Raw genomic sequence first — 21,346 nt, 5'->3', positions numbered from 1 at the left:
TCAGGGACTCGAACCCCGAACCCGCTGATTAAGAGTCAGCTGCTCTGCCAATTGAGCTAATGGCGCGCGAGAAGAAGAGTAGCAGCCCCCGGACCGGGTCAGGACCGGAGCACCACTCACCACGACGAGCGCCCGCCCGCCCCGAGGAGCGGTGCGGTCTGGTCGATGGTGGTGCGCCATCAGGGACTCGAACCCCGAACCCGCTGATTAAGAGTCAGCTGCTCTGCCAATTGAGCTAATGGCGCGCGAGAAGAAGGGTAGCAGCACCCCGCCGTGCCCTCGAAATCGAGTCCCCGGGCTACAGGTAGAGCCCGGTGCGCTCCCCTGGGGCCGGCTGCTCGAAGACCCCGTGCACGTCCCGCTCGCGCAGCAGCACGTAGTCCGTGCCGCCCAGGTCGACCTCGGCGCGCTCGTCCGGGTCGAACAGCACGCGGTCGCCCACCTCGACGCGTCGCACGTTCTCGCCCACCGCCACGACGGAGCCCCATGCGAGCTTCTTGGGCCCGACGGCGGTCGCGGGGATCACGAGCCCCGCGGACGTCTGGCGCTCGGCCGAGTCGGTCTCCGGCAGCACGAGCAGCCGGTCGTGCAGCATCCGGACGGGTACGTGCGGTGCGGGGGTCTCGGCGGCGGGAGTAGGGGTCTTGCTCACGGTCCCACGCTACCGGCCGGCGGCCGCCCACCCGCGCCCGTCCCCAGGCTCGGCAGCCACGCGCGGGCGGCACGTCGCTAGAGTCGCACCGAACCCGACCCACTGGAGGACCCCGTGACCGCGCACCGCCTCGCCGTCGGCGACGACGCCCCCGACCTCACGCTCCCGACCGCGGACGGCGGCACGTACCGCCTCGCGGACCACCGCGGCCGCCGCGTCGTCGTCTACTTCTACCCGGCGGCCGCGACCCCCGGCTGCACCACCGAGGCGTGCGACTTCCGCGACTCCCTGGCGTCGCTCCAGGGCGCGGGGTACGACGTCGTCGGCGTCTCGCCCGACCCCGTCGCCAAGCTGGCGACCTTCGCGGCCGACGAGCACCTCCCGTTCCCCCTCGTGAGCGACACCGAGCACACGGCGCTGGAGGCCTGGGGCGCGTGGGGCGAGAAGAAGAACTACGGCCGCACCTACACGGGAGTCATCCGGTCGACGGTCGTCGTCGACGAGGAGGGCAAGGTCGCGCTGGCGCAGTACAACGTGCGCGCGACCGGCCACGTCGCGAAGCTGCGCCGAGACCTCGTGATCGACCCGCTCTGAGGCCACGCGGGTGTTCGCCGTCGCGCAACCTACGTCTGGTGCCGGAGACGGGAGTCGAACCCGCACGCCCGAGGGCACGGCGATCTAAACGCCGGATGTCTGCCAGTTCCATCACTCCGGCCGGCGGGCGCCAGTCTAGCCACCTTGACCGTCTGCACCGTCCTCACGTTCCCCCGGGGCGACGCATCCGCGGTGCTTGACCGACCGACCGGCGAAGGTCGGCGTCTGGGCATGACAGTTCGGGCACAGAAAGCGAAGGTTCGACGCGCGATTGTCCCTGAAGTCGCCGCTGATGTGATCGACGTGCAACATGAGCGGGGCGCCTTGCCAGCGGCCGTCGCAACCACACGCTTCGCAGCTGTAGGACCGACCAAGCTCGAGCAGGGCCCGCCGCAGGAGGTGAGGCGGCCGACGCTTGGTCCGCACGGGCTCATGGATGAGCACGTCGGCTGCCGCGAGACGATTTGCCCGCACCCGTGCGCCTTGGTCGCGGCGGAAGTGGCTCGTGTCGACGCCTAGCTGCTTCAGCATCCGACCGATGTGCGCGTGCGCACCCCCGGACTCCACCAGGCCGAGGTGTCGGGGGACGGCCGCGACCGAGTCAGAGTTCGCGGCCGCCTCCTGCAGCACCTCGCGCGTGTACCTCCTGCGGGGCGCGAAGTGGCTCGTGTCGACGCCCAGCTCCTTCAGCCGCTTGCTGATATGGCTGTAGGAGCCGCTGCGCGTCGGGACGTCGAGGTACCGGAGCACGCCCGCCAGCGAGTCGGCATGCGCAGCCGCCTCGGTCAGGATCTCGTACGTGTACTTGTGCCGCCTGCTCATAATCGAACACTAGTTCGAACGACAGACAGTGGCCTGGGCCTGCGAGCGGCACCCGGAGCGCTACCGCGGCGCGGCTCAGCTCTGCTGGGCCGCGCTCTCCGCCTTGGCCTTCTCGATCTGGGCGCGCACGTCGTCCATGTCGAGGCCGCGGACCTGGTCGATGACCTGCTGGAGCGCGGAGGCGGGCAGCGCGCCGGGCTGGGAGAACACGAGCACACCCTCACGGAACGCCATCAGCGTCGGGATCGACGTGATCTGCGCGCCGGCGGCGAGGCTCTGCTCGGCCTCGGTGTCGACCTTGCCGTAGACGATGTCGGAGTTCGCCTCCGACGACTGCTCGAAGACGGGCGCGAACATGCGGCACGGGCCGCACCACGACGCCCACCAGTCGACGAGGACGATGTCGTTCTCGAGGACGGTCTTCTCGAACGTCTCGCCCGTGAGTGCCTGGGTGGCCATCTGGCTTCCTTCCTTCGGGGGTTTCCGACCGGTACAGCGGTCCGGGGAGCCGCCGTATTCCCACGACGACGACACCCGAGCCGGGTCCGGCGCCCGACCCGGCCGTGCGCCGTCGGGCGCGCGCACGGTAGAACTGGACCCGTGACCGACACCGCCGACCTCCCTCCCGACGACGACTTCCCGCACGAGCGCCCCCACCCCGCGGGCTGGCTCACGCCGGAGGAGATGGCGGCCGCACGCGCCCAGCTGCCGCTGGTCTACGTGGACGCCGTGCCGGTGCGGGTCGACGAGTCGGGCGACGTGGTCGCCGTCGGGCTGCTGCTGCGCGTGAGCCCGACGGGCGCGATGACGCGCGCGCTGGTGAGCGGGCGCGTGATGTACCACGAGCGGATCCGCGACGCCCTGCTGCGGCACATCGAGAAGGACCTGGGGCCCGTCGCGCTGCCGCTCGTCCCGCCGTCCCCGCAGCCGTTCACCGTCGCCGAGTACTTCCCGACGCCGGGGATCACCTCGTACCACGACCCGCGCCAGCACGCGGTGTCGCTCGCCTACGTCGTGCCGATCAGCGGCGACGCCCAACCCCAGCAGTCCGCGCTCGATCTGGCCTGGCTGACGCCGGAGCAGGCCTGCAGCGACGAGATCCAGCTCGAGATGCACGGCGGGCAGGGCACCCTCCTGCGCCAGGCGATGGCCCACGTGGGCCGGCTCCCGTGAGGCCGCGCACGGTTGCGCTCGCCGCGCTCGCCGACGTCGTGTGGGTGCTCGTGTTCGCGGCGATCGGCCGGCGGTCGCACGACGAGCACGAGGGCCTCGTCGCGGTCCTGGCCACCGCGTGGCCGTTCCTCGCCGGCGTGGCTGTGGGGTGGCTCGCGGCCCGCGCCTGGCGCCGTCCCCTCCCGCTCTGGCCGACGGCCGTGGCCGTGTGGGCGGGCGCCTGGGCCGTCGGAATGCTGCTCCGCCTCGCCACAGGTCAGGGCATCGCGCTCAGCTTCCAGGTCGTGGCCGCGGTGTTCCTCGGCCTGGGGCTCGTCGGGTGGCGTGCACTGGCCGGCGTCGTGGCGCGGCGGCGCGGCGGGGCCTAGTCCCTGGCCTTCGCCAGCACCCCCGCGACGTCGGGCGCAAGGGCCCGGAACGCTCGCCCCCGGTGGCTGATCGCGTTCTTCTCGGCGGGCGAGAGCTCGGCGGTCGAGCGGGTCTCGCCGTCGGGGCGGAACACCGGGTCGTAGCCGAACCCGCCGTCTCCGTGGCGCTCGCGCAGGAGGCTCCCCCGCAGCTCGCCCACGTGCACGACCTCGGTCCCGTCCGGGGTGACGAGCGCGGCCGCGCAGACGAACGCTGCGCCGCGGTGCGCGTCGGGCACGTCGGCGACCTGCGCGAGCAGCAGGTCGAGGTTCGCGGCGTCGTCGCCGTGCCGCCCGCTCCACCGCGCCGAGAAGACGCCGGGGGCGCCGCCGAGCACGTCGACGGCGATGCCGGAGTCGTCCGCGACCGCGGGCAGGCCCGTGAACGCGACGAGCGCCCGGGCCTTGATGAGCGCGTTCTCCTCGAACGTCACGCCGTCCTCGACGGGCTCGGGCGCGCCGACGTCACCCGCGCCGACGACCGCCGCCGGGTCGAGGTCGGCGAGCGCCGGGACGGCGTGCAGGATCTCCCGCAGCTCGCCGACCTTGTGCGGGTTGTGGGTCGCGAGGACGAGCCGAACGCCCTCCGCGGCCCCGCTCACCGGTGGCCCTCGGGCTCGGCGGAGAGCGCGGCCCGCTGGAGCGCGGCGAGCGTCGCGTTGCCCGCGACGGCAAGGTCGAGCAGCGCGTCGAGCTCGGCGCGGTCGAACGGGGCGTGCTCGGCGGTGCCCTGCACCTCGACGAACGTCCCCGCACCGGTGACGACGACGTTCATGTCGGTCTCGGCGCGCACGTCCTCCTCGTACGGCAGGTCGAGCATCGGCACCCCGTCGATGATCCCGACGCTCACGGCCGACACGGAGTCCGTGAGTACCGGCGTCCCCGCAGGCACGAGGCTCGGCCGGACCAGCCCGGAGCGCTGCCCCCACGCGACGGCGTCGGCGAGGGCGACGTAGGCGCCCGTGATGGCGGCGGTGCGGGTGCCGCCGTCGGCCTGGAGGACGTCGCAGTCGAGGACGATCGTGTTCTCGCCGAGGGCCTTCACGTCGACGACGGCGCGCAGCGAGCGCCCGACGAGGCGCGAGATCTCGTGGGTGCGCCCGCCGACGCGGCCCTTGACGGACTCGCGGTCGCTGCGGGTCGAGGTGGCGCGCGGGAGCATCGCGTACTCGGCGGTCACCCAGCCCTCGCCCGAGCCCTTCTTCCAGCGCGGGACGCCCTCGGTGAACGACGCGGCGCACAGCACGCGCGTCCCGCCGAACTCGACGAGGACGCTGCCCTCGGCGGAGTCCAGCCAGCCGCGGGTGATGCGGACGGGGCGGAGCTCGTCGGTGCTGCGGCCGTCGGCCCGGGTGATGGTCGTGGTCGTGTCGTTCGGCATGGACCCAGCCTAGGCGCGCCTCAGAGGGTGTACGTCGTGCCCGCCGCGGCGAGGGCGACGGGCCCGGCGTAGGCGGACGCCGCCTCGGCGAGCGCGACCTGCGGGTCGTTCCAGGCGGGCAGGTGCGTGAGCACGAGGCGCCGCGCCCCGGCGGCGCTCGCCGCCCGGCCGGCGCGGTACCCGGTCAGGTGGATCCCGTCGAGCAGGTCGCGGCCCTCCTGGAACGCGGCCTCGCACAGGAACAGGTCGGCCCCGCGCGCGGCCTCGACGAGCCCGTCGCACGCGTCGGTGTCGCCCGAGTAGACGAGCGTCGCCTGCTCGCCGGGGCGGTCGGTCGAGGGGCCCGTGACGCGGATCGCGTAGGCCTCGACGGGGTGCCGCACGGGCACGACCTCGAGCACGAACGGACCGAGCCGGACCGGGCGCTCCGGTGACCACGCCCGGAACGCGAACACGGACCGCATGTCCTCGTCGTCCCGCGAGCCATAGGCGTCCGCGAGGCGCCGCTCGGTGCCCGACGGCCCCCAGACGGCGAGCGGCCCGAGCGCCGGGTCGTGCAGGACGCCCCGCGACGGGTGGTACCGCCGGTACACGTAGAGGCCGCAGAGGTCGGCGAAGTGGTCCGGGTGCAGGTGGCTGAGCGCGACGGCGTCGACGTCGAACGGGTCCAGGACACGCTGCAGTGCGCCCAGCGCCCCGTTCCCGAGGTCGAGGACGACGGTCCAGGTGCGGCCCGACCCGTCCTCCGCCTGGACCGCGTACGACGACGCGGGCCCGGCGGGGCCGGCGAACGAGCCCGCGCAGCCCACCACGACCAGGCGCATCAGACCTGCTCCACGGCGCGCACCTCGGGGCCGAGGAACCGGCGGGCGAGCTGCTCGAACCGCTCCGCGCCCCCGGTGGAGACGAACCGGTGCTCGGGCGGCCCCGCCAGCGGCGAGCGCTCGAGCCCGTGCGCGACGAGCGTGCGGTAGACGTCGCGGGCGGTCTCCTCCGCGGACGAGACGAGCGACACCTCCTCGCCCATGACGTACGAGATCGCGCCCGTCAGCAGCGGGTAGTGGGTGCAGCCGAGGACGAGCGTGTCGACGCCGACCGTGCGGAGCGGGTCCAGGTACTCGTGCGCGACGTCCAGCACCTCGGGGCCGGACGTGACGCCCGCCTCGATGAGCTCGACGAACCGGGGGCACGCCCGGGACACCAGCGTGATGCCGGACGCGACGGCGAACGCGTCGTCGTACGCGCGCGACTCGATCGTGGCCCGCGTGCCGATGACCCCGACGTGACCGGTGCGCGTGGTGGCGACCGCGCGTCGGGCGGCGGGAAGGATCACCTCGACGACGGGGACTCCCCGGCGGACCGTGTACCGCTCGCGGGCGTCGTGCAGCACCGCCGACGACGCGCTGTTGCACGCGATGACGAGCATCTTGACGCCCTCGTCGACGAGCTGGTCCATGATCGCGAGGGACAGTGCCCGGACCGCCGCGAGGGGCTTGGGGCCGTAGGGGCTGTTGGCCGTGTCGCCGATGTAGTGCAGGGACTCGCCTGGCAGCTGGTCGAGGATCGATCGGGCCACGGTCAGTCCGCCGACACCGGAGTCGAAGATCCCGATGGGCGCGTCGTTCACGGTCCGAGCCTAACGGGGCACCGGCCCCGCGCCCGCCACCGACACCGGCCCCGCGTGGCTCAGTCGACGCGGCCCGCGCGCTCGAGGGCGCGCGACCGCAGCTCGCGGAGCAGCGCGACCCGGGCGCCGTCGAGCACGGCGCCGTCCGGCACGCCGGTCGCCACGACGCGCGTCCGCCAGGGCGAGGACGCCGCCACGTGCTCCTCGACGAGCCCGGCGAGGCGGTCGCCGCCGAGCACCGCCGGCGGGCCGGCGAGGACGAGCAGCCCGGGGTCGAGGACCGCGAGGACCGGCGCGACGCACTCGGCGACCCGGCGCGCCAGCGCCTCGAGCACCGCGTCGGACGCCAGGGCTGCCGCGAGCGCCGCGTCGGGTCCCGCGTCCGGCTCGGCCGGCGCCGTCCCGTGCCGCCGGCCGAGCTCGAGCACCGCGGACACGCTCAGCAGGTGGTGCACCGTCGACGGCTCGACCGGGTCGTCCGCCTCGAGCGCCGCGGGCGAGCGCAGGTAGCCGACCTCGCCGGCCGCCCCGGCGGCTCCCCGCACGACGACGCCGCCCAGGTCCGTCGCGAGCCCCACGCCCTGCCCCATCCACAGGATCGAGAAGCCGTCGGCGTCGCGGGCCGCGCCGTGCTCGCGCTCGGCGAGGGCGGCGAGCTTCACGTCGTTGTCGAGCACGACGTCGCAGCCCAGCGCGTCGCCGAGGTGGCGGCCCACGCCACGGTCTGGCCATCCGGGGAAGTCTTCCGCGAAGCGGAGGGTGTCGGTCCGCGGGTCCACCGCCGCGGAGACGCCCACGACGGCGAGGTCGAGCTGGTCGCGCGCCGCGCCCGCCTCGCGGCACACCCGGTCGACGAGCGCGACGAGCTCGTCCACGCCTCCCGACGTGGCGTCGTGCGGCCCGGGTCCCGGACCGTCGACCGCGCGCGCCACCTCCGCGCGCGCCAGCTCGGTGCCGAGCACGTCGACCGCGACGGCCGCGAGCCGGTGCGCGCGGGCGTCCACCGCGACCCCCACCCGGCCACCCGGGATCGGCCCGTAGGCGACGGCGTCGGGCCCGCGTCCGCCCGACACGCGGGCCACCGGCCCGACGAGCCCGAGCGACTCGAGCCGCTGGACGACCTGCGCGGCCGTCGGCTTCGAGAGCCCGCTGAGCGCGCCCAGGCGACCGCGCGTGAGCGGCCCGTGCGCGAACAGCAGCTCGAGCGCACGCCGGTCGTTGAGCGTCCGGAGCAGGGCCGGCTGACCGGGCTGGGGCGCCATCACGCCCGCGGGCCCGCGGGCGGCCGCCGCCGCAGGTCCGCCAGCATGGCCCCCACGAGCGACTCCTGGAGCCAGCCCGCGGTGACGAAGACCGCACCGAGGAACTGCCGCGACGCGTCGCCCACACCACCCGGCGCGTCGTCGTCCGTCGGCTCCTCCGCGGCGTCGTCGGCCGCGCCCGCCTCGATCTCGGCGTACAGGTCCTCGGCCTCGTCGTCGTCCGTCACCCCGAGGCGCGACGCGAGGACGAGCCGGACGTCCGTGAGCGCCGCGGCCGTGTCGCGCGCGGCGTCGCGCGGGACGACCAGGTCCGTCCGCTCGGCGCGCACGTGCCGGCCGGTGGCGGCCGCGCGGGCGACCTCGTCGTCCAGCAGGCGCTCCGCGAACGCCAGCAGGCGCGTCGCCTTCGCGCCCGCGAGCTCGCCCTGGGTGAGCCGTCGGAACTCGCCCGAGACCTCCGGGTCCGTCGACGCCTCCGGCAGCAGACGCGACAGGGCCGGGTCGCGCGGCGGGAGCGCCTCGGCCTCGAGCGTGCCCCACGGGGAGCCGTCGGCGTCCGGCACGGCGTCCTGGAGCAGCTCGACGACGTCGCCCACCACGTGCGCGAGCACCACCCGCTCCGGCGTGTCCAGCTGCGCGACGTAGCCGCGCCGCGTCGCCTTGAAGGGCCTCACGCGCCGTCCTTCTGGAGGGTCGCCCACAGGCCGAAGTCGTGCATCGCCTGCACGTCCACCTCCATGCGCTCGCGCCCGCCGTGCGAGACGACGGCGCGGCCCTCCTGGTGCACCTGCAGCATGAGCTGGTTCGCCCTCTCCGGCGGGTACCCGAAGTAGCTCTCGAACACGTAAGTCACGTAGCTCATGAGGTTCACCGGGTCGTTCCACACGATCGTCGACCACGCGTCCGCGACGCGCAGCGCGGCGTCGTCCGGGCGCACCTCCGCCTCCGGAGCCGCCGCCGACATCGTGATCAGGTCCACGCCTCCATGCTAGGTGGTGGGACCCGCGCCTCCGCTCGCCGTCCGAGGCCCGGGCCGCGCATGCCACGCCCCGGCGCGTGCCCTAGGTTGTGGTCATGGCCACGCTCCCGGGGCTCACGGTGCACGACGACGTGCCCCGCCTCACACCGCCGCCCGCGTACGCGCCCGGGCGGACCTCGCTCCTGACCGACCGCTACGAGCTCACGATGCTGCAGGCAGCGCTCGCCGACGGGACGGCGGAACGGCACTGCGTCTTCGAGGTGTTCACGCGCCGCCTGCCGGCCGGCCGGCGCTACGGCGTGCTCGCGGGCACGGGGCGGGTGCTGGAGGCGCTCGGCTCGTTCCGGTTCGAGGACGCCGAGCTCGAGTGGCTGGGGCGCGAGCGCATCGTCGACGACCGCACCCTCGCCTACCTCGCCGACTACCGCTTCACCGGCAGCATCACCGGGTACGCCGAGGGCGAGACGTACTTCCCGCAGTCCCCCGTGCTCGTCGTCGAGGGCACGTTCGCCGAGGCGGTGATCCTCGAGACCCTCGTCCTGTCGGTCCTCAACTACGACTCGGCCGTCGCCGCCGCCGCCTCCCGCATGACGAGCGCCGCCGTCGACCGCCCGTGCCTCGAGATGGGCGCGCGCCGGGCGCACGAGCAGGCCGCGGTCGCCGCCTCACGCGCCGCCGTGATCGGCGGGTTCGCCGGCACGTCCGACCTGGAGGCCGGGCGCCGCTACGGGCTGCCCACCATCGGCACCGCAGCGCACGCCTTCACGCTCCTGCACGACGACGAGGAGTCCGCCTTCGCGAGCCAGGTCGCCTCGCTCGGCGCCGGGACGACGCTGCTGGTGGACACCTACGACGTCCGCACGGGGGTCGAGCGCGCGGTCGCCGCCGCGGGCACCGGCCTCGGCGCGGTCCGCCTCGACTCCGGCGACCTCATGGGCCTCGCCGTCGACGTGCGCCGTCAGCTCGACGACCTCGGCGCGACGGGCACGAAGATCGTCGTCACGTCCGACCTCGACGAGCACGCGATCGCGGCGCTCGCGTCCGCGCCCGTCGACACGTACGGCGTCGGCACCTCGCTCGTCACGGGCTCCGGCTCGCCGACCTGCGGGATGGTCTACAAGCTGGTCGCCCGCGAGGGCCGCGACGGCGTCCTCGAGCCCGTCGCGAAGGCGTCGACGCTCAAGACGAGCGCCGGCGGCCGGAAGGTGGCGGCGCGGCGCCTCGACGGCGACGGCCGCGCGGTCGAGGAGCTCGTCGTGACGGGCGACGACCTCGCCCTGCGCTCGTGGGCCGTGCCCGACGACACCCGGCCCCTGCACGTGCCCCTCGTCACCGACGGCGCGGTCGACACCCGGTGGACCGGCCCGAGCGGGGTGCAGGCGGCAGCGCGGCGGCACGCGGAGTCCCGCGCCGAGCTCCCGCGCGGGGCCCGCCGGCTCTCGGTCGGCGACCCCGCGCTCGACACGGTCTACCTCCGCCTCCCGTAGCGCCCGACGCTCAGCGCTTGCCGACGAACCAGTTCCGCACGAGCTCGACGCGCGCCTCGAGCTGGTCGACGGTCGCGAGCGGGACCTCCGGGCCGCCGCACCGGCGCCGCAGCTCGGTGTGCACGCTGCCGTGCGGCTGCCCGCTGCGCCGCGCCCACGCCGACACCAGCTTCTGGAGCTCCTTGCGGAGCTCGGCCGCGCGACGGTGGTCGAACGCCGCCCGCTCGCGCGCCGCCGCGTCCGGGTCCTGCGGTGCCGCGCGGCCGCCCGCCTGGCCCGCCTGCCGCTCGCGCAGCAGGGTCGTGACCTGGTCGGCGTCGAGCAGGCCGGGGAGCCCCAGGAAGTCGAGCTCCTCCGCCGACCCGACCTCCGCGCCCGTCCCGAACTCGCCGCCGTCGAACAGCACGCGGTCGAACGTCGCCTGGGCCTCGAGCGCCTTGAAGCTCGCCTCGAGCCCGTCCGGCCCGACGGCGTCCGGCGCGTCCCGCACGCGGTTCGCGTCGGCGAGCAGGCCGTCCTCCAGGGCGTTCTCGTCCTCGCCCGACGACGGCCGGTCGAGCGCGTGGTCGCGCTCGTCCTCCATGGACCCCGCGAGCGCGAGGAGCTGGGGCACGCTCGGGAGGAACACGGACGCGGTCTCGCCCCGGCGCCGGGCGCGGACGAACCGGCCGACGGCCTGCGCGAAGAACAGCGGCGTCGCGGTGCTCGTCGCGTAGACGCCGACCGCGAGGCGCGGCACGTCGACGCCCTCGGACACCATGCGCACAGCGACCATCCAGCGTGAGTCGCCGGACGAGAACTCCTCGATCCGCGCCGACGCGCCGTCGTCGTCGGACAGCACGACGGTCGGCGCATGGCCGGTGATCCGGCGCAGGTGGGCGGCGTAGGCGCGGGCGTCGGACTGGTCCGTCGCGATGACCATCGCGCCCGCGTCGGGGACGGAGCGCCGCACCTCGGTCAGCCGCGTGTCGGCGGCCTGGAGGACGGACGGGACCCACTCGCCCTCGGGGTCGAGGGCGGTGCGCCACGCCTGCGCCGTCATGTCCTTGGTGAGGGCCTCGCCGAGCGTGGCCGCGACCTCGTCGCCCGCGCGCGTCCGCCAGCGCATCTGGCCCGAGTAGGACAGGAAGATCACAGGCCGCACGACGTGGTCGCGCAGTGCCTCCCCGTACCCGTAGCTGTAGTCCGCGGTCGACCGGCGGATGCCGTCCGGGCCCTGCTCGTAGCGCACGAACGGGATCGGCGCCGTGTCGGAGCGGAACGGCGTGCCCGTCAGCGCGAGCCGCCGCGACGCGCCCTCGAAGGCCTCGCGCACCGCGTCGCCCCAGCTCAGCGCGTCGCCGCCGTGGTGGACCTCGTCGAGGATCACGAGCGTCGGCGCAGCCTCCGTGCGCGCCCGGTGCAGCGCGGGCTTGCTCGCGACCTGCGCGTAGGTCAGCGCGACGCCGTCGTAGTGGGACCCGTGCCGGCCCTGGCTGTTCTTGAAGGTCGGGTCGAGGTGGATGCCCACCCGCGCCGCGGCGTCGGCCCACTGGTGCTTGAGGTGCTCCGTCGGCGCGACGACCGTGACCCGCCGGACCACGCGCCGCTCCAGCAGGTCGGTCGCGATGCGCAGCGCGAACGTCGTCTTGCCGGCGCCCGGCGTCGCGACCGCGAGGAAGTCGCGGGGCGACCGCTCGCGGTACAGGTCGAGCGCGGCCGCCTGCCAGGCGCGCAGCTTCCCCGCGGTGCCCCAGGGGGCGCGGCGCGGGTACGCCGGGCTGAGCTGCTCGGCCGCGAACGTCGACGCGGCCTGCGGGCCGGCGGGCGGGTGCGGGGCGAACAGCGACGGCTGCTCCGCGGCCGCGTGGTCGACGGCGGTGCGGTCTGCGGGAGGACGAGAGGACGGGCGGGTGCGGGGGCTCTCGTTCGCCGTCACTTGCCGCCCTTACCCCCAAAGAAGCCCTTGCGGCCCGAGCCGCCGCCGGAGCCCTTCTGGTCGCCGTCGCCGTCCTGCGGCTCGCGCAGACCCTCGTAGATCTCCTTGCAGACCGGGCAGACCGGGAACTTCTTCGGGTCGCGACCCGGGACCCACACCTTGCCGCAGAGCGCGATCACGGGTGCCCCCGTCACCGCGGACTCGAGGATCTTCTCCTTGCGGACATAGTGGGCGAAGCGCTCGTGGTCCCCGGGCTCGGCGAGCTCGCGGGTCTCCTCCCGCTCGAGCACCGCCGTGGACGACCCGCCGGACGGGTCGTCGTACGCAGGCTGGGGGCTGGAGAGCGGTTCGGTCATGATCCTGATCCTACGTCGGGGGCCCCACGCTCACTTCGCGTTGAGGGTGTCCTCGATCTCCTTGTCGAGCTTCTTGGCGATCGCCGGGACGGAGCCGCCGGCCGCGATCTCCGCGAACGCGTCCTGGAGGTACTGCTTCGACTCGACCGTCGCCCACTGGGGCGACGCCGGGGTCAGGATCGCGTTCTGCGCGGCGCGGGCGCTCGCGAGGGTGACGCTGTCCTGGGGCAGGTTCTCGGCCGACGTGATGCGTGCGGGGATGAAGTCGTTCAGTGCCATGAGGTCCTGGTAGCCGGGCGACGTCATGATCTTGAGCACCTGGTACGCGAGCTCGGGGTTCTTCGACTTCGCGGCGACGCCGAGGTTCGAGCCGCCCGCGAACGTCGCCGCGACGGAACCCTTCTCCTTGCCGGGGAGCGCGAACGCGACGAGCTTCGACGGGTCGCCGTAGGTGGTGCCGCAGCCGGGCGGGTCCGCCTTCTTAGAGGCACTGACGGCGCCGGCGAGCGAGGCGGGTCCCGCCAGGTAGCCGATCTTGCCCTTGCAGAAGACCTTCGCCGCGTCGGCCTCGTCGGCGTCCGCGGGCCCGACCTTCTGGTTGTTGGCCTTCTTCATGACGTTCTGCGCCTGGACGAGCCCGATGATCCCGCCCGACGACGAGAAGCCGGCCTTCCAGGACCCGTCGTCCGCCTGCTTGGCGATGTACCCGCCGTTCTCCCACACGTACGGCATGACGTCGTACCAGTCCTTGCCGGGCAGGTAGATGCCGGAGCGACTGCTCTTCTTCTCCTTGAGCGTGGTGCCCGCGGCGACGTACTCGCCGAGCGACTCGGGGATGGTGCCGCTCACGATGTCGCTCGAGCCCAGCACCACGTGCCCGATCGAGTAGTACGGGGGCGCGAAGAAGCGCCCCTCGTAGGAGCCGATCTCGACGAACCCGGGGAGCAGGTCGTCGCCGCCGAGGTCCTCGTACCTGTCGGTGAGGTCCAGGAGCGCCCCCGTCGCGGTGAAGCCCGGCGTCTGGGTGTTGCCCATCTCGACGACGTCGGGGATCGTGCCCTTCCCGTCGATGAGCTCCTTGGCGTAGTCGTCCTGGTAGGTGCCCCACGCCTCCTTCTCGACCACCAGCTTGTTGCCCGGGAACTTCGCCTCGAACGTCGCCTTGAGGTAGTCGTTCGCCGCGTCCTGCGCTGCTGACGGAGCGATGAGCGACACCGTGATCGTCTGGCCGGTCGGGTACGTCGGGTCGTCCCCGGTCGCCTTGCCCGACGAGCAGGCCGACAGCACGAGGCCGGCGACGCCGAGGACGGCGACGAGCGGGACGGCCGCGCGCCGGCGCCGCGGGATGAGGTGGTGGGACGACACGGACGGGTCCTCTCGATCGTGCTCCGGAGCGCTCGACGTGCGCACCGGACGGGAGCCGGACGCGCAGGCGGCGCGCACAGCCTACAAGGTGCGGCCGACCCGCCGGGCATGCTGCCCGGCGGCCCGGGTCACAGTCCCTGCCACCCCGGCTTCGACGCGAACGTCTGGCGGTAGTAGCCCGCGAGCTGCAGGCGGCTGGCGGCCGCGTCGTCGACCAGGACGGTCGCGTGCGGGTGCATCTGCATGATGGTCGCCGGCCACAGCGCGCTGACGGCGCCCTCGGCGAGCTGGTGCACGGCCTCAGCCTTGCCCTTGCCGGTCGCGAGCAGCACCAGGTGGCGCGCCGACATGATCGTCGCGAGCCCCTGCGTGAGGCAGTGGTGCGGGACCTTGTCGATGTCGTCGTCAAAGAACCGCGCGTTGTCCTCGCGCGTCTGCTGGGTGAGGGTCTTGATGCGGGTGCGCGACGCGAGCGACGAGCCCGGCTCGTTGAACGCGATGTGCCCGTCGGTGCCGATCCCGAGGATCTGCAGGTCGACACCGCCGGCGTCGACGATCGCCCGCTCGTAGGCCGCGCACGCCGTCGGCAGGTCCTCGGCGAGTCCGTCGGGGCCCTGGACGGCCCCGGGCGCGAAGTCGACGCGCGACGCGATCTCCTTCTCGATCACATTGCGGTAGCGCTCGGGGTGCTCGGCCGGCAGGCCGACGTACTCGTCGAGCATGAACGCCCGCGCGCCCGCGAAGGACAGCCCGTCCTCGGCGTGCCGCCGGGCCAGCTCGTCGTACACCTTGAGCGGGCTCGAGCCCGTGGCGAGCCCCAGGACGGCGTCCGGCTTGGTCCGGACGAGCCGCTCGACGGCGTCCGCCGCGAGCCGGGCGAGCTCGTCGGCCGGTGCGATGACAACTTCCATGACTGCTCCAGTCGCTCGGTGGTCGGTGGTCGCTACTCGCTGCGCAGGCCCGCCAGCGCCGCGCCGACGGCCGCGATGGGCACGTCCGACGGCGCGAGGCTGACCCGGTCCGCGATGCGGAGGCTCTCGAGGAACGGCGAGGTCGCGGCCTGCTCGGCCAGAGCCTCGCACAGCACCTCGAGCAGCGGCGCGCCGACCCCGGTCACGCCGCCGCCGATGACGATCCGGCGCACGTCGTACGACAGCACGATGATGCGCAGGCACTCGGCGAGCGCCACCGCGAAGTCGTGCCGGATCTCCAGGGCCCGGGGGTCGCCGTCGGCGGCCGCCCGGAAGACGAGCAGCGGCGCGGGGACGTCCGACGACGTCGGCCACCGCCGCGCGAGGGCGCTGCCGCTCGCGTAGAGCTCCACGCAGCCCCGCTGGCCGCACGCGCACACCGGGCCGTCGGGGCGGATCGGGATGTGCCCGACCTCGCCCGCGGCGCCGCTCGCGCCGCGCCGCAGCTCGCCCCCGAGCACGACGCCCGCCGCCATCCCCGTCCCGAGGGCGAGGTAGGCCAGGTCGTCGGCGTCGGGGCCGAGGGCGAACGACGCGCCCAGGGCCGCGACGTTGAGGTCGTTGTCGACGTGCACCGGCACGCCGCCGAGCTCCGCGCCGATCCTGGCGGCGAGCGGGAACTGGTCGGAGTGGATCCCGAGGTTCACGGCGTGGTGGACGGAGCCCGTCGCGGGGTCCACGAGGCCGGGGACCCCGACGCCGACGGCGCCGATCTCCCGCAGCTCGAGGTCCGCGGCGCGGGCGAGGCGCCGGACGACGTCCGAAGCCGACCGCACCACGCCGTCCCCGCCGCGGATCGTCGGGAGGCGGACGGAGTCCACGACCGTGCCGTCCGCGTCGAGCAGGACACCGAGCACCTTGGTGCCGCCGATGTCGAGCCCGACCGCGAACGTGCCAGGTCGCTGCTCCGCCTCGCCGTCCCCGATCGTCTCCGCGTAGGTCTCGTCGAACGAGGCAGAGATGCTCACGTCAGCCCTTCACCGCTCCCGCTGACATCCCGGCGACCAGGTTGCGCTGGATGATCAGGAAGAACACCACGACAGGCAGCGCGAACAGCACCGAGGCCGCCATCTGGCCGCCGAAGTCCGTGCCCCCGGTGGGCGTCGAGAACGAGTTGAGCCACACCGGGAGGGTGTACTTGCTGGAGTCCTTCATGAAGGTGTAGGCGACGATGTAGTCGTTCCACGCGGTGATGAAGCCGAAGATGCTCGTCGAGATCACGCCCGGCAGGACCAGCGGGAACAGGACGCTCCGCAGGGTGCGCCACGTGCTCGCGCCGTCCATCCAGGCGGCCTCCTCCACCTCGGCCGGGATCGCGACGAAGAACCCGCGCATCACCCAGATGGAGAACGGCAGGACGGCCGCGACGTAAGCGAGGATCAGCCCCAGGTACGTGTTGAGCAGGTGCGCCTGGTTGAAGATCAGGAACTGCGGGATCAGGAGCGCGGTCCCGGGCAGCATCTGCACCACGAGGATCAGCACCATGATGGTGCGCCGCCCGCGGAACCGGAACCGGCTCAGCGCGGCCGACGCGAACAGCGCCAGGACCACGGCAACGATGATCGCCGCGAAGACCACGATCACGCTGTTCTTGAGGTTCGTGAGGAACGTGGTGTCGTTGATGGCGACGTCGAAGTTGTGCAGCGTCGGGTGCTTCGGCACGAACAGCGGGTCGACCGTCAGGAGCTCCGACCGCGGCTTGAACGCGGTGTTGACCATCCAGTAGACCGGGAAGATCCACACCACGCTGAAGACGATCGCGACGAGGTTGATCCAGAACCGCGGCCGCTTGCGCCGCTTCTTCAGGGGGCGCGGGGACGCTCCCGCGGGCGTGATCACGCCCGCCTCGGCGGCGGCGTTCGACTCGGCGGCGAGTGACGTCACAGGTCCTCCCCGGACTTGAGCAGGCGGCGGACGTAGAAGGCGCTGATGACCATCAGCAGGACGGTCGTGACCACGGAGATCGCGGCGCCGGTGCCGATCTTGAAGCTGGTGAACGCCGTCATGTAGGTCCACACGCCCAGCGTCGCGGTGGCGTTGTCGGGGCCACCCTGGGTGACCAGCCAGATCTGGTTGAACACGTTGAAGTCCCAGATGATCGACAGCACCGTGATGAGCAGGAGCGTCGGCTTGAGGAAGTTCAGCGTGATCGAGAAGTAGATCCGCCGCTCGCTCGCGCCGTCGATCCGGGCGGCCTCGCGGTAGGCCGGGTCGATCTGCGTCTGCGCCGCGTAGGTGGTGAGCGCGATGAACGGGACGGCCTGCCACACGACGAGCAGCCAGATGCACAGCAGCGCGAGCCACTTGTCGTTCGCCCACGAGAGGTTCGTGGTGTCGCCGAAGATGTGGAGCTGCTTGAGCAGCCAGTTCACGATGCCGTACCCCGGCTGGAACAGCCAGTTCCACACCTGCGACGAGGCGACGTTGGGCATGCCCCAGGCGAAGATGAGCACGACCGTGACGATGTACTTCATTGCGGTGCCGAGCCGGGTGAGCAGCTCGGAGACCGCGACGCCGATGAGCACGCTGCCGAGCACCATCGCGGCGGTGAACCACAGCGTCAGCGCGAGAGCCCGGTAGAAGTCGGGATCGCTGAAGATGTCGGTGTACTGCTGCAGGCCGACGGCGTCGTACGCGCCCGTGAAGAGCGACCGCTGGTCGTAGTCGGTGAACGACGTGTACACGAGGAACGCGATCGGCGCGACGATCACGAGGACCATCACGATCCCGGCGGGCGAGATCAGCCAGAGCGGGGCCCAGCGAGAGCGCTTGGAGTCACGGCGAGGGGCGCGTGGCCGCCGCCCACGGGGGGCGGCGGCCACACCCTCGTCCGCGACAGTCGCAGTTGAGGAACTCATCGGTTGCTTCCTGTCGAGGGTGGAGCGAGGACGCGAGGGTCAGCCGTTGAGGGCCTTGTTCACGGTCGCGTCCCAGTCCTTCGTGGCGTCCGCGACGGACTTGCTGCCCGAGGCGATGGACTGGAAGAACTGCTTCATGCCCGGGTCCTCGAGCTGGGCCCAGCCGGCCGACGGCGGGGTCGCCTTCGAGTTCTTCGCGGCCGTGAAGAACGCACCGTCGGTGTCGGCGAGCTTGCCGCTCGCGGTCGCCGCGTCGATGCCCTCCTGGCTGTTCGGGATCCAGTGGTCGGTGCCGAACACGTAGGTGTTCTGGATCTCCGGGCTGGCGGCGATCTTGGTCCAGACCAGGGCCAGGTCCTGCTGCTGGCTCTTGGTCGCGATGCCCCAGTCGGAGCCCGCCAGCATGACGGGCTGCGTGCCGCTGCCGGCCTGGCTCGGCATCGCGAAGGTGCCCAGCTTGCCGGTGAGCTTCGGGTTGGCCTTCTCGATGGCCCCGATCTCCCAGTTGTTCCCGACGACCGTAGCGGCCTTGCCGTCCGCGAACACCTGGTCCTGGTCCGGCTTGTCGGTGTTGAGCGTCTGGCTCGCCTTCGACGAGTAGGCGTTCTGGAAGTCCTTCCAGTTCGTCAGGCCCTGCTGCGACTTGTCGCTCCCGAAGCCGGAGTTCCAGGTCGTGCCGGACTGCGTGGCGAGGTCGCCACCCGCGTCCCACAGCCACTGGATGCCCGCGTACCAGTACTGGCCGGGCAGGTAGAACGACGAGTAGTCGGAGGCCGTGTTCGCGGCCTTGATCTTGTCGAGGTCCTGCTTCAGCTCGTCGTACGTCGTCGGCGCGGCGGTGATGCCCGCCTTCGACCAGACGTCCTTGTTGTAGATGGCGGCGCGGGTCGCGCCGAAGGACGGGACGCCGTAGAGCTTGCCGTCGACGGTCGCCGGGTCGACGAGGCCGCCGAGCCAGCTCTGGCCCTGCGCGAGCTCGTCCTTGTAGGGCGTGAGGTCCATGAGGCCGCCGGTGGCGGCGAAGGTCGAGACCTGGGTGTTGCCGATGTCGATGACGTCGGGCGGCGTGCTCGTGGAGAGCGCGGTCGTGATCTTCGTCGCGATGTCGGCCCACTGCTGGGTCTCGACCTTGACCTTGGCGCCGGTCTCCTTCTCGAACTCGGCGTTGATCGCCGCGAGGGACTTGTCCGAGAGGTCGCCGGTCATGGCCCAGACCGTGAGGGTCTTGCCCGAGCCGTCGACGGTGCCGATGGTCTTCTGCGCGCTCGCGCCGTCGGTCTTGTCGCCGCTGCCGCCGCTGCCGCTGCTGGAGCAGGCGGCCAGGCTGAGCGCGGCGACGACGCCGAATGCGCCGATCGCCATGGTGCGTGTCTTCTTCAACGCGTCTCCTTGAGTCGTGCGCGGGTGCGCATTCCAGGGTTCCCGGCGGCGCCCACTGCGATGGGCCCTCCGCAAGGCGGGGTGCACCCCCGGGCCGCCGACGGCCCGGTGCGTGCGGGGTGAACCGACGAGGTCATGCGACCCCCATCTGGTTCGCGAGCACGAGGACGGCCGCGCCTGCGAGCACGTCGTCCTCGCCGAGCGACGCCATCTCGAGCCGGAGCTCGCTGGTGATGGCGGGCATCGTGCGCTCCCGGATCGTCGCGAGAGCGGCCTCACGGAGCGGCCCGTCGAGCAGGTCCGCGGGACCGCTCAGCAGGACGTCCACGAGGTCGAGCGTGCTGATGACCGGCACCAGCGCCGATCCCAGCAGCACGCCGACCGAGGCGAGGGCCGCCTCGGCAGACTGGGGGTCGAGCCCGTCGACGGCGCGGCGCAGCGCCGGCGCGGCCAGGACGGTCTCGAGGCAGCCGGTGCGCCCGCAGGCGCACCGCTCGCCGCCGGAGGTGACGACGGTGATGTGGCCGATCTCGCCGGCCGCGCTCCGCCGGCCGCGCAGCGGTGCGCCGTCGATCATGACGCCGGCGCCCACACCCTCGCCGATCGTGATCACGAGCAGCCCGTCGCCGTCGGCGCCGCCGAAGGTGTACTCGCCGAGGGCCGCGATGTTGGCGTCGTTCGCGACGTGGACCGGCAGCCCGAGACGACCGGAGAGCTCGGCGGCGAGCGGGACGCCGAACCACCGGCGGTTGGGGGCCTCGATCACGACGCCGTCGGCGTCGATGACGCCGGGCGAGCCGATGCCGACGCCGATCACGGGCTGGGTGGCCGACGCGACCAGCAGCCGGGCGAAGCGGGTGAGCAGGTCGACCATGTCGGCGCCGGTGCGCCCTTCGATGGGCAGCTGCTGGCGGTGGACGAAGTCGCCCGTGAGGGTCGAGACGGCCCCGTGCATCACGGCGCCGTCCGTGAGGTCGACGGAGACGATCTGGAAGGCGTCCGTCCGCATCCCGACGAGGATCGCGGGCTTGCCGACGCGCTGGCCGGGGCGGACGCCGAGCTCCTCCACCAGGCCCTCCGCGATCAGCGCGGCGACGAGGTCGGAGATGGTCACCCGCGTGAGGCCGGTGGCGCGGGCGAGGTCGGCACGGGACGTGGGCCCCTCGTGGAAGAGGTGGCGCAGGACGAGCGACCGGTTGTGTGCCCGAGCGTGCTCGGGGAGCACCTTGGTGCTCGGGCGGAGCGAGCTGCCGAGCCCTCTCCGGGGCGCTCCCGCGCCGGTGACCGTCGTCGTCATAGCGGTTAGTAGACCCTCCTTACGAAGCGTCGTCAACTTTTCCCAGATGACTGTGTCCATTCCGTAACCTTGCTCGCGCCGACACCTCTCGGGCGGCCCGTCCCACCAGGCGGCCAGGGCCGTGCGCGGGCAAGCCTCCGCAGGTCACGACTTGCTCACGGCCGGGGGTGAGCACGCTCCCACGGGTGCCGCTGCGGGTCCGGGCTGCCTAGGCTGGCGCCAGCACGTGACCGGCCTCCGGCCGAACCCGCTCACGACCCGGAAGGGAAGCAGCGTGCCCCAGGCCAGCGCACCGTCCCGGCCCGCCGGCGACCTCGGCGCGTACCGTCGCCGGATCGGCCGGCTGACGGAAGCCGCCCGCGGGTCCCACGGGGCGCGGCCGGTCGGGTTCGTCGTGACACGCGTGGTCACGCACTGGGACACCGTCGGGCCCCACCTGGCCCCCAGCCACGTCAACCCCGTCGAGCGCCTCGAGTGGCGCGTCCACTTCGACGACGCCCTCCCCGAGCTCTACTGCGACGACGCCGCCGTGCGGGGCACGTCCGCGCTCGACGCGCTCCGCGACGGGCGGCTCCGCCTCGGTGAGCGCCACCTGCACGTGGCCTGGCTCGACGGCGCCGAGGCTGACGACGTGTGGAGCGCGCTCGGCTGGTAGCGGCTCGGCCCGGGTGGGCGCGTTCTCAGGCACTTCTCGATGTCACGGCCGTCATGTACATATCAGGAAGATTTCAGCAGATCCCAGACTGAAATGGACATTACCGACCACCTTCGCTATTCTCGCCGTGTCGTGGCGCTGCCGCGACTCGGGCAGGGCCAT

The 21,346-nt window shown here is 73.1% G+C and carries 24 protein-coding genes and 2 tRNA genes; 5 read left to right on the top strand and 21 right to left on the bottom strand.

Annotated features, from left to right (window positions below; all coding sequences use genetic code 11):
* Positions 1-169 precede the first annotated feature (169 nt).
* Both ACLQ14_RS17185 and ACLQ14_RS17180 read right to left on the bottom strand, forming a co-directional pair.
* Positions 170-245, bottom strand: a tRNA-Lys gene (locus ACLQ14_RS17185).
* 53 nt (positions 246-298) lie between these two features.
* Positions 299-652 carry a GroES family chaperonin gene (locus tag ACLQ14_RS17180; RefSeq protein ID WP_425815249.1) on the bottom strand — a complete coding sequence of 118 codons (354 nt, stop codon included), beginning with the start codon at positions 650-652 and terminating at the stop codon, positions 299-301.
* A 114-nt stretch (positions 653-766) separates the two neighbouring features.
* On the opposite strand from ACLQ14_RS17180, the gene bcp reads away from it, so the two are divergent.
* The gene (gene bcp, locus ACLQ14_RS17175; RefSeq protein WP_425815247.1) at positions 767-1,246 is read left to right on the top strand and encodes a thioredoxin-dependent thiol peroxidase; all 480 of its coding nucleotides are present in this window, start codon (positions 767-769) and stop codon (positions 1,244-1,246) included.
* Between the two features lie 36 nt (positions 1,247-1,282).
* Here the strand turns inward: bcp and ACLQ14_RS17170 are convergent.
* The 3 genes from ACLQ14_RS17170 to trxA form a co-directional block, all read right to left on the bottom strand.
* Positions 1,283-1,367 (bottom strand) — tRNA-Leu (locus ACLQ14_RS17170).
* 14 nt (positions 1,368-1,381) lie between these two features.
* Complete coding sequence (locus ACLQ14_RS17165) at positions 1,382-2,068, bottom strand: HNH endonuclease (protein ID WP_425815245.1); 687 nt, start codon at positions 2,066-2,068, stop codon at positions 1,382-1,384.
* Between the two features lie 75 nt (positions 2,069-2,143).
* The gene (gene trxA / locus ACLQ14_RS17160; protein ID WP_425815243.1) at positions 2,144-2,527 is read right to left on the bottom strand and encodes a thioredoxin; all 384 of its coding nucleotides are present in this window, start codon (positions 2,525-2,527) and stop codon (positions 2,144-2,146) included.
* Positions 2,528-2,668: 141 nt separating this feature from the next.
* Between trxA and ACLQ14_RS17155 the strand changes: the two genes are divergently transcribed.
* The gene (locus tag ACLQ14_RS17155) at positions 2,669-3,241 is read left to right on the top strand and encodes an NUDIX hydrolase family protein (RefSeq protein WP_425815241.1); all 573 of its coding nucleotides are present in this window, start codon (positions 2,669-2,671) and stop codon (positions 3,239-3,241) included.
* Positions 3,238-3,609 carry a DUF3054 domain-containing protein gene (locus ACLQ14_RS17150; RefSeq protein WP_425815239.1) on the top strand — a complete coding sequence of 124 codons (372 nt, stop codon included), beginning with the start codon at positions 3,238-3,240 and terminating at the stop codon, positions 3,607-3,609. The genes ACLQ14_RS17155 and ACLQ14_RS17150 overlap by 4 nt, the downstream gene beginning before the upstream one ends.
* Here the strand turns inward: ACLQ14_RS17150 and rdgB are convergent.
* The 7 genes from rdgB to clpS are packed head-to-tail and all read right to left on the bottom strand — an operon-like array spanning position 3,606 to position 8,882.
* Positions 3,606-4,250 carry an RdgB/HAM1 family non-canonical purine NTP pyrophosphatase gene (gene rdgB / locus ACLQ14_RS17145; RefSeq protein ID WP_425815237.1) on the bottom strand — a complete coding sequence of 215 codons (645 nt, stop codon included), beginning with the start codon at positions 4,248-4,250 and terminating at the stop codon, positions 3,606-3,608. The two genes, ACLQ14_RS17150 and rdgB, sit on opposite strands and share 4 nt — an antisense overlap.
* Entirely contained in the window at positions 4,247-5,029 is a 783-nt protein-coding gene (gene rph / locus ACLQ14_RS17140) for a ribonuclease PH (protein WP_425815235.1), read from the bottom strand. Before rph ends, rdgB begins: the two co-directional genes overlap by 4 nt.
* A 20-nt stretch (positions 5,030-5,049) precedes the next feature.
* Positions 5,050-5,853: an MBL fold metallo-hydrolase gene (locus ACLQ14_RS17135; RefSeq protein ID WP_425815233.1), complete on the bottom strand. Its 804-nt coding sequence runs from the start codon at positions 5,851-5,853 to the stop codon at positions 5,050-5,052.
* The gene (gene murI / locus ACLQ14_RS17130) at positions 5,853-6,656 is read right to left on the bottom strand and encodes a glutamate racemase (RefSeq protein WP_425815231.1); all 804 of its coding nucleotides are present in this window, start codon (positions 6,654-6,656) and stop codon (positions 5,853-5,855) included. Before murI ends, ACLQ14_RS17135 begins: the two co-directional genes overlap by 1 nt.
* 59 nt (positions 6,657-6,715) lie before the next feature.
* On the bottom strand, positions 6,716-7,918 hold the full coding sequence (locus ACLQ14_RS17125) for an ROK family transcriptional regulator (RefSeq protein WP_425815229.1): 1,203 nt from the start codon (positions 7,916-7,918) through the stop codon (positions 6,716-6,718).
* Positions 7,918-8,592, bottom strand: coding sequence for a DUF2017 family protein (locus tag ACLQ14_RS17120; RefSeq protein ID WP_425815227.1), 675 nt, complete (start codon positions 8,590-8,592; stop codon positions 7,918-7,920). Before ACLQ14_RS17120 ends, ACLQ14_RS17125 begins: the two co-directional genes overlap by 1 nt.
* Positions 8,589-8,882: an ATP-dependent Clp protease adapter ClpS gene (clpS, locus tag ACLQ14_RS17115; RefSeq protein ID WP_425815333.1), complete on the bottom strand. Its 294-nt coding sequence runs from the start codon at positions 8,880-8,882 to the stop codon at positions 8,589-8,591. Before clpS ends, ACLQ14_RS17120 begins: the two co-directional genes overlap by 4 nt.
* Positions 8,883-8,992: 110 nt before the next feature.
* Here clpS and ACLQ14_RS17110 point away from each other — a divergent pair, with 110 nt between their 5' ends.
* Positions 8,993-10,384: a nicotinate phosphoribosyltransferase gene (locus ACLQ14_RS17110; RefSeq protein WP_425815225.1), complete on the top strand. Its 1,392-nt coding sequence runs from the start codon at positions 8,993-8,995 to the stop codon at positions 10,382-10,384.
* A gap of 10 nt (positions 10,385-10,394) precedes the next feature.
* On the opposite strand, the gene ACLQ14_RS17105 is transcribed toward ACLQ14_RS17110, so the two are convergent.
* The 9 genes from ACLQ14_RS17105 to ACLQ14_RS17065 all read right to left on the bottom strand — a co-directional run bounded on the left by ACLQ14_RS17105 (position 10,395) and on the right by ACLQ14_RS17065 (position 20,529).
* Positions 10,395-12,209 carry a DEAD/DEAH box helicase gene (locus tag ACLQ14_RS17105; protein WP_425815331.1) on the bottom strand — a complete coding sequence of 605 codons (1,815 nt, stop codon included), beginning with the start codon at positions 12,207-12,209 and terminating at the stop codon, positions 10,395-10,397.
* An 89-nt stretch (positions 12,210-12,298) separates the two neighbouring features.
* A complete protein-coding gene (locus tag ACLQ14_RS17100; protein WP_425815223.1) occupies positions 12,299-12,658 on the bottom strand; it encodes a DUF3039 domain-containing protein in 360 nt (119 codons plus the stop codon).
* 30 nt (positions 12,659-12,688) lie between these two features.
* On the bottom strand, positions 12,689-14,023 hold the full coding sequence (locus ACLQ14_RS17095) for an extracellular solute-binding protein (protein WP_425815221.1): 1,335 nt from the start codon (positions 14,021-14,023) through the stop codon (positions 12,689-12,691).
* A gap of 128 nt (positions 14,024-14,151) precedes the next feature.
* On the bottom strand, positions 14,152-14,934 hold the full coding sequence (gene nagB, locus ACLQ14_RS17090; protein WP_425815219.1) for a glucosamine-6-phosphate deaminase: 783 nt from the start codon (positions 14,932-14,934) through the stop codon (positions 14,152-14,154).
* Between the two features lie 32 nt (positions 14,935-14,966).
* On the bottom strand, positions 14,967-15,962 hold the full coding sequence (locus ACLQ14_RS17085) for an ROK family protein (protein WP_425815217.1): 996 nt from the start codon (positions 15,960-15,962) through the stop codon (positions 14,967-14,969).
* 1 nt (position 15,963) lies between these two features.
* Complete coding sequence (locus ACLQ14_RS17080; RefSeq protein ID WP_425815215.1) at positions 15,964-16,878, bottom strand: carbohydrate ABC transporter permease; 915 nt, start codon at positions 16,876-16,878, stop codon at positions 15,964-15,966.
* Positions 16,875-17,852, bottom strand: a complete 978-nt coding sequence (locus ACLQ14_RS17075) for a carbohydrate ABC transporter permease (RefSeq protein ID WP_425815213.1) — start codon at positions 17,850-17,852, stop codon at positions 16,875-16,877. Before ACLQ14_RS17075 ends, ACLQ14_RS17080 begins: the two co-directional genes overlap by 4 nt.
* A 39-nt stretch (positions 17,853-17,891) precedes the next feature.
* The gene (locus ACLQ14_RS17070) at positions 17,892-19,232 is read right to left on the bottom strand and encodes a sugar ABC transporter substrate-binding protein (RefSeq protein WP_425815211.1); all 1,341 of its coding nucleotides are present in this window, start codon (positions 19,230-19,232) and stop codon (positions 17,892-17,894) included.
* A 133-nt stretch (positions 19,233-19,365) separates the two neighbouring features.
* A complete protein-coding gene (locus ACLQ14_RS17065) occupies positions 19,366-20,529 on the bottom strand; it encodes an ROK family protein (RefSeq protein ID WP_425815209.1) in 1,164 nt (387 codons plus the stop codon).
* Between the two features lie 274 nt (positions 20,530-20,803).
* Between ACLQ14_RS17065 and ACLQ14_RS17060 the strand changes: the two genes are divergently transcribed.
* Positions 20,804-21,184 (top strand): hypothetical protein, encoded by a 381-nt coding sequence (locus ACLQ14_RS17060; protein ID WP_425815208.1) that lies wholly within the window; start codon positions 20,804-20,806, stop codon positions 21,182-21,184.
* The last annotated feature ends 162 nt before the right edge of the window (positions 21,185-21,346 follow it).

This window comes from Luteimicrobium sp. DT211 (assembly GCF_049844995.1).
Lineage (GTDB): Bacteria > Actinomycetota > Actinomycetes > Actinomycetales > Cellulomonadaceae > Luteimicrobium.
This window is presented reverse-complemented; position numbering and strand designations above follow the sequence as displayed.

Excerpts from the sequence above, each read along its gene's own strand:
- ACLQ14_RS17075 (WP_425815213.1), bottom strand. The coding sequence starts at position 17,852 with ATGAGTTCCTCAACTGCGACTGTCGCGGACGAGGGTGTGGCCGCCGCC.
- nagB (WP_425815219.1), bottom strand. The coding sequence starts at position 14,934 with ATGGAAGTTGTCATCGCACCGGCCGACGAGCTCGCCCGGCTCGCGGCG.
- ACLQ14_RS17065 (WP_425815209.1), bottom strand. The coding sequence starts at position 20,529 with ATGACGACGACGGTCACCGGCGCGGGAGCGCCCCGGAGAGGGCTCGGC.
- trxA (WP_425815243.1), bottom strand. The coding sequence starts at position 2,527 with ATGGCCACCCAGGCACTCACGGGCGAGACGTTCGAGAAGACCGTCCTC.
- ACLQ14_RS17110 (WP_425815225.1), top strand. The coding sequence starts at position 8,993 with ATGGCCACGCTCCCGGGGCTCACGGTGCACGACGACGTGCCCCGCCTC.
- rph (WP_425815235.1), bottom strand. The coding sequence starts at position 5,029 with ATGCCGAACGACACGACCACGACCATCACCCGGGCCGACGGCCGCAGC.
- ACLQ14_RS17125 (WP_425815229.1), bottom strand. The coding sequence starts at position 7,918 with ATGGCGCCCCAGCCCGGTCAGCCGGCCCTGCTCCGGACGCTCAACGAC.
- clpS (WP_425815333.1), bottom strand. The coding sequence starts at position 8,882 with ATGTCGGCGGCGGCTCCGGAGGCGGAGGTGCGCCCGGACGACGCCGCG.
- ACLQ14_RS17135 (WP_425815233.1), bottom strand. The coding sequence starts at position 5,853 with ATGCGCCTGGTCGTGGTGGGCTGCGCGGGCTCGTTCGCCGGCCCCGCC.
- ACLQ14_RS17165 (WP_425815245.1), bottom strand. The coding sequence starts at position 2,068 with ATGAGCAGGCGGCACAAGTACACGTACGAGATCCTGACCGAGGCGGCT.
- ACLQ14_RS17100 (WP_425815223.1), bottom strand. The coding sequence starts at position 12,658 with ATGACCGAACCGCTCTCCAGCCCCCAGCCTGCGTACGACGACCCGTCC.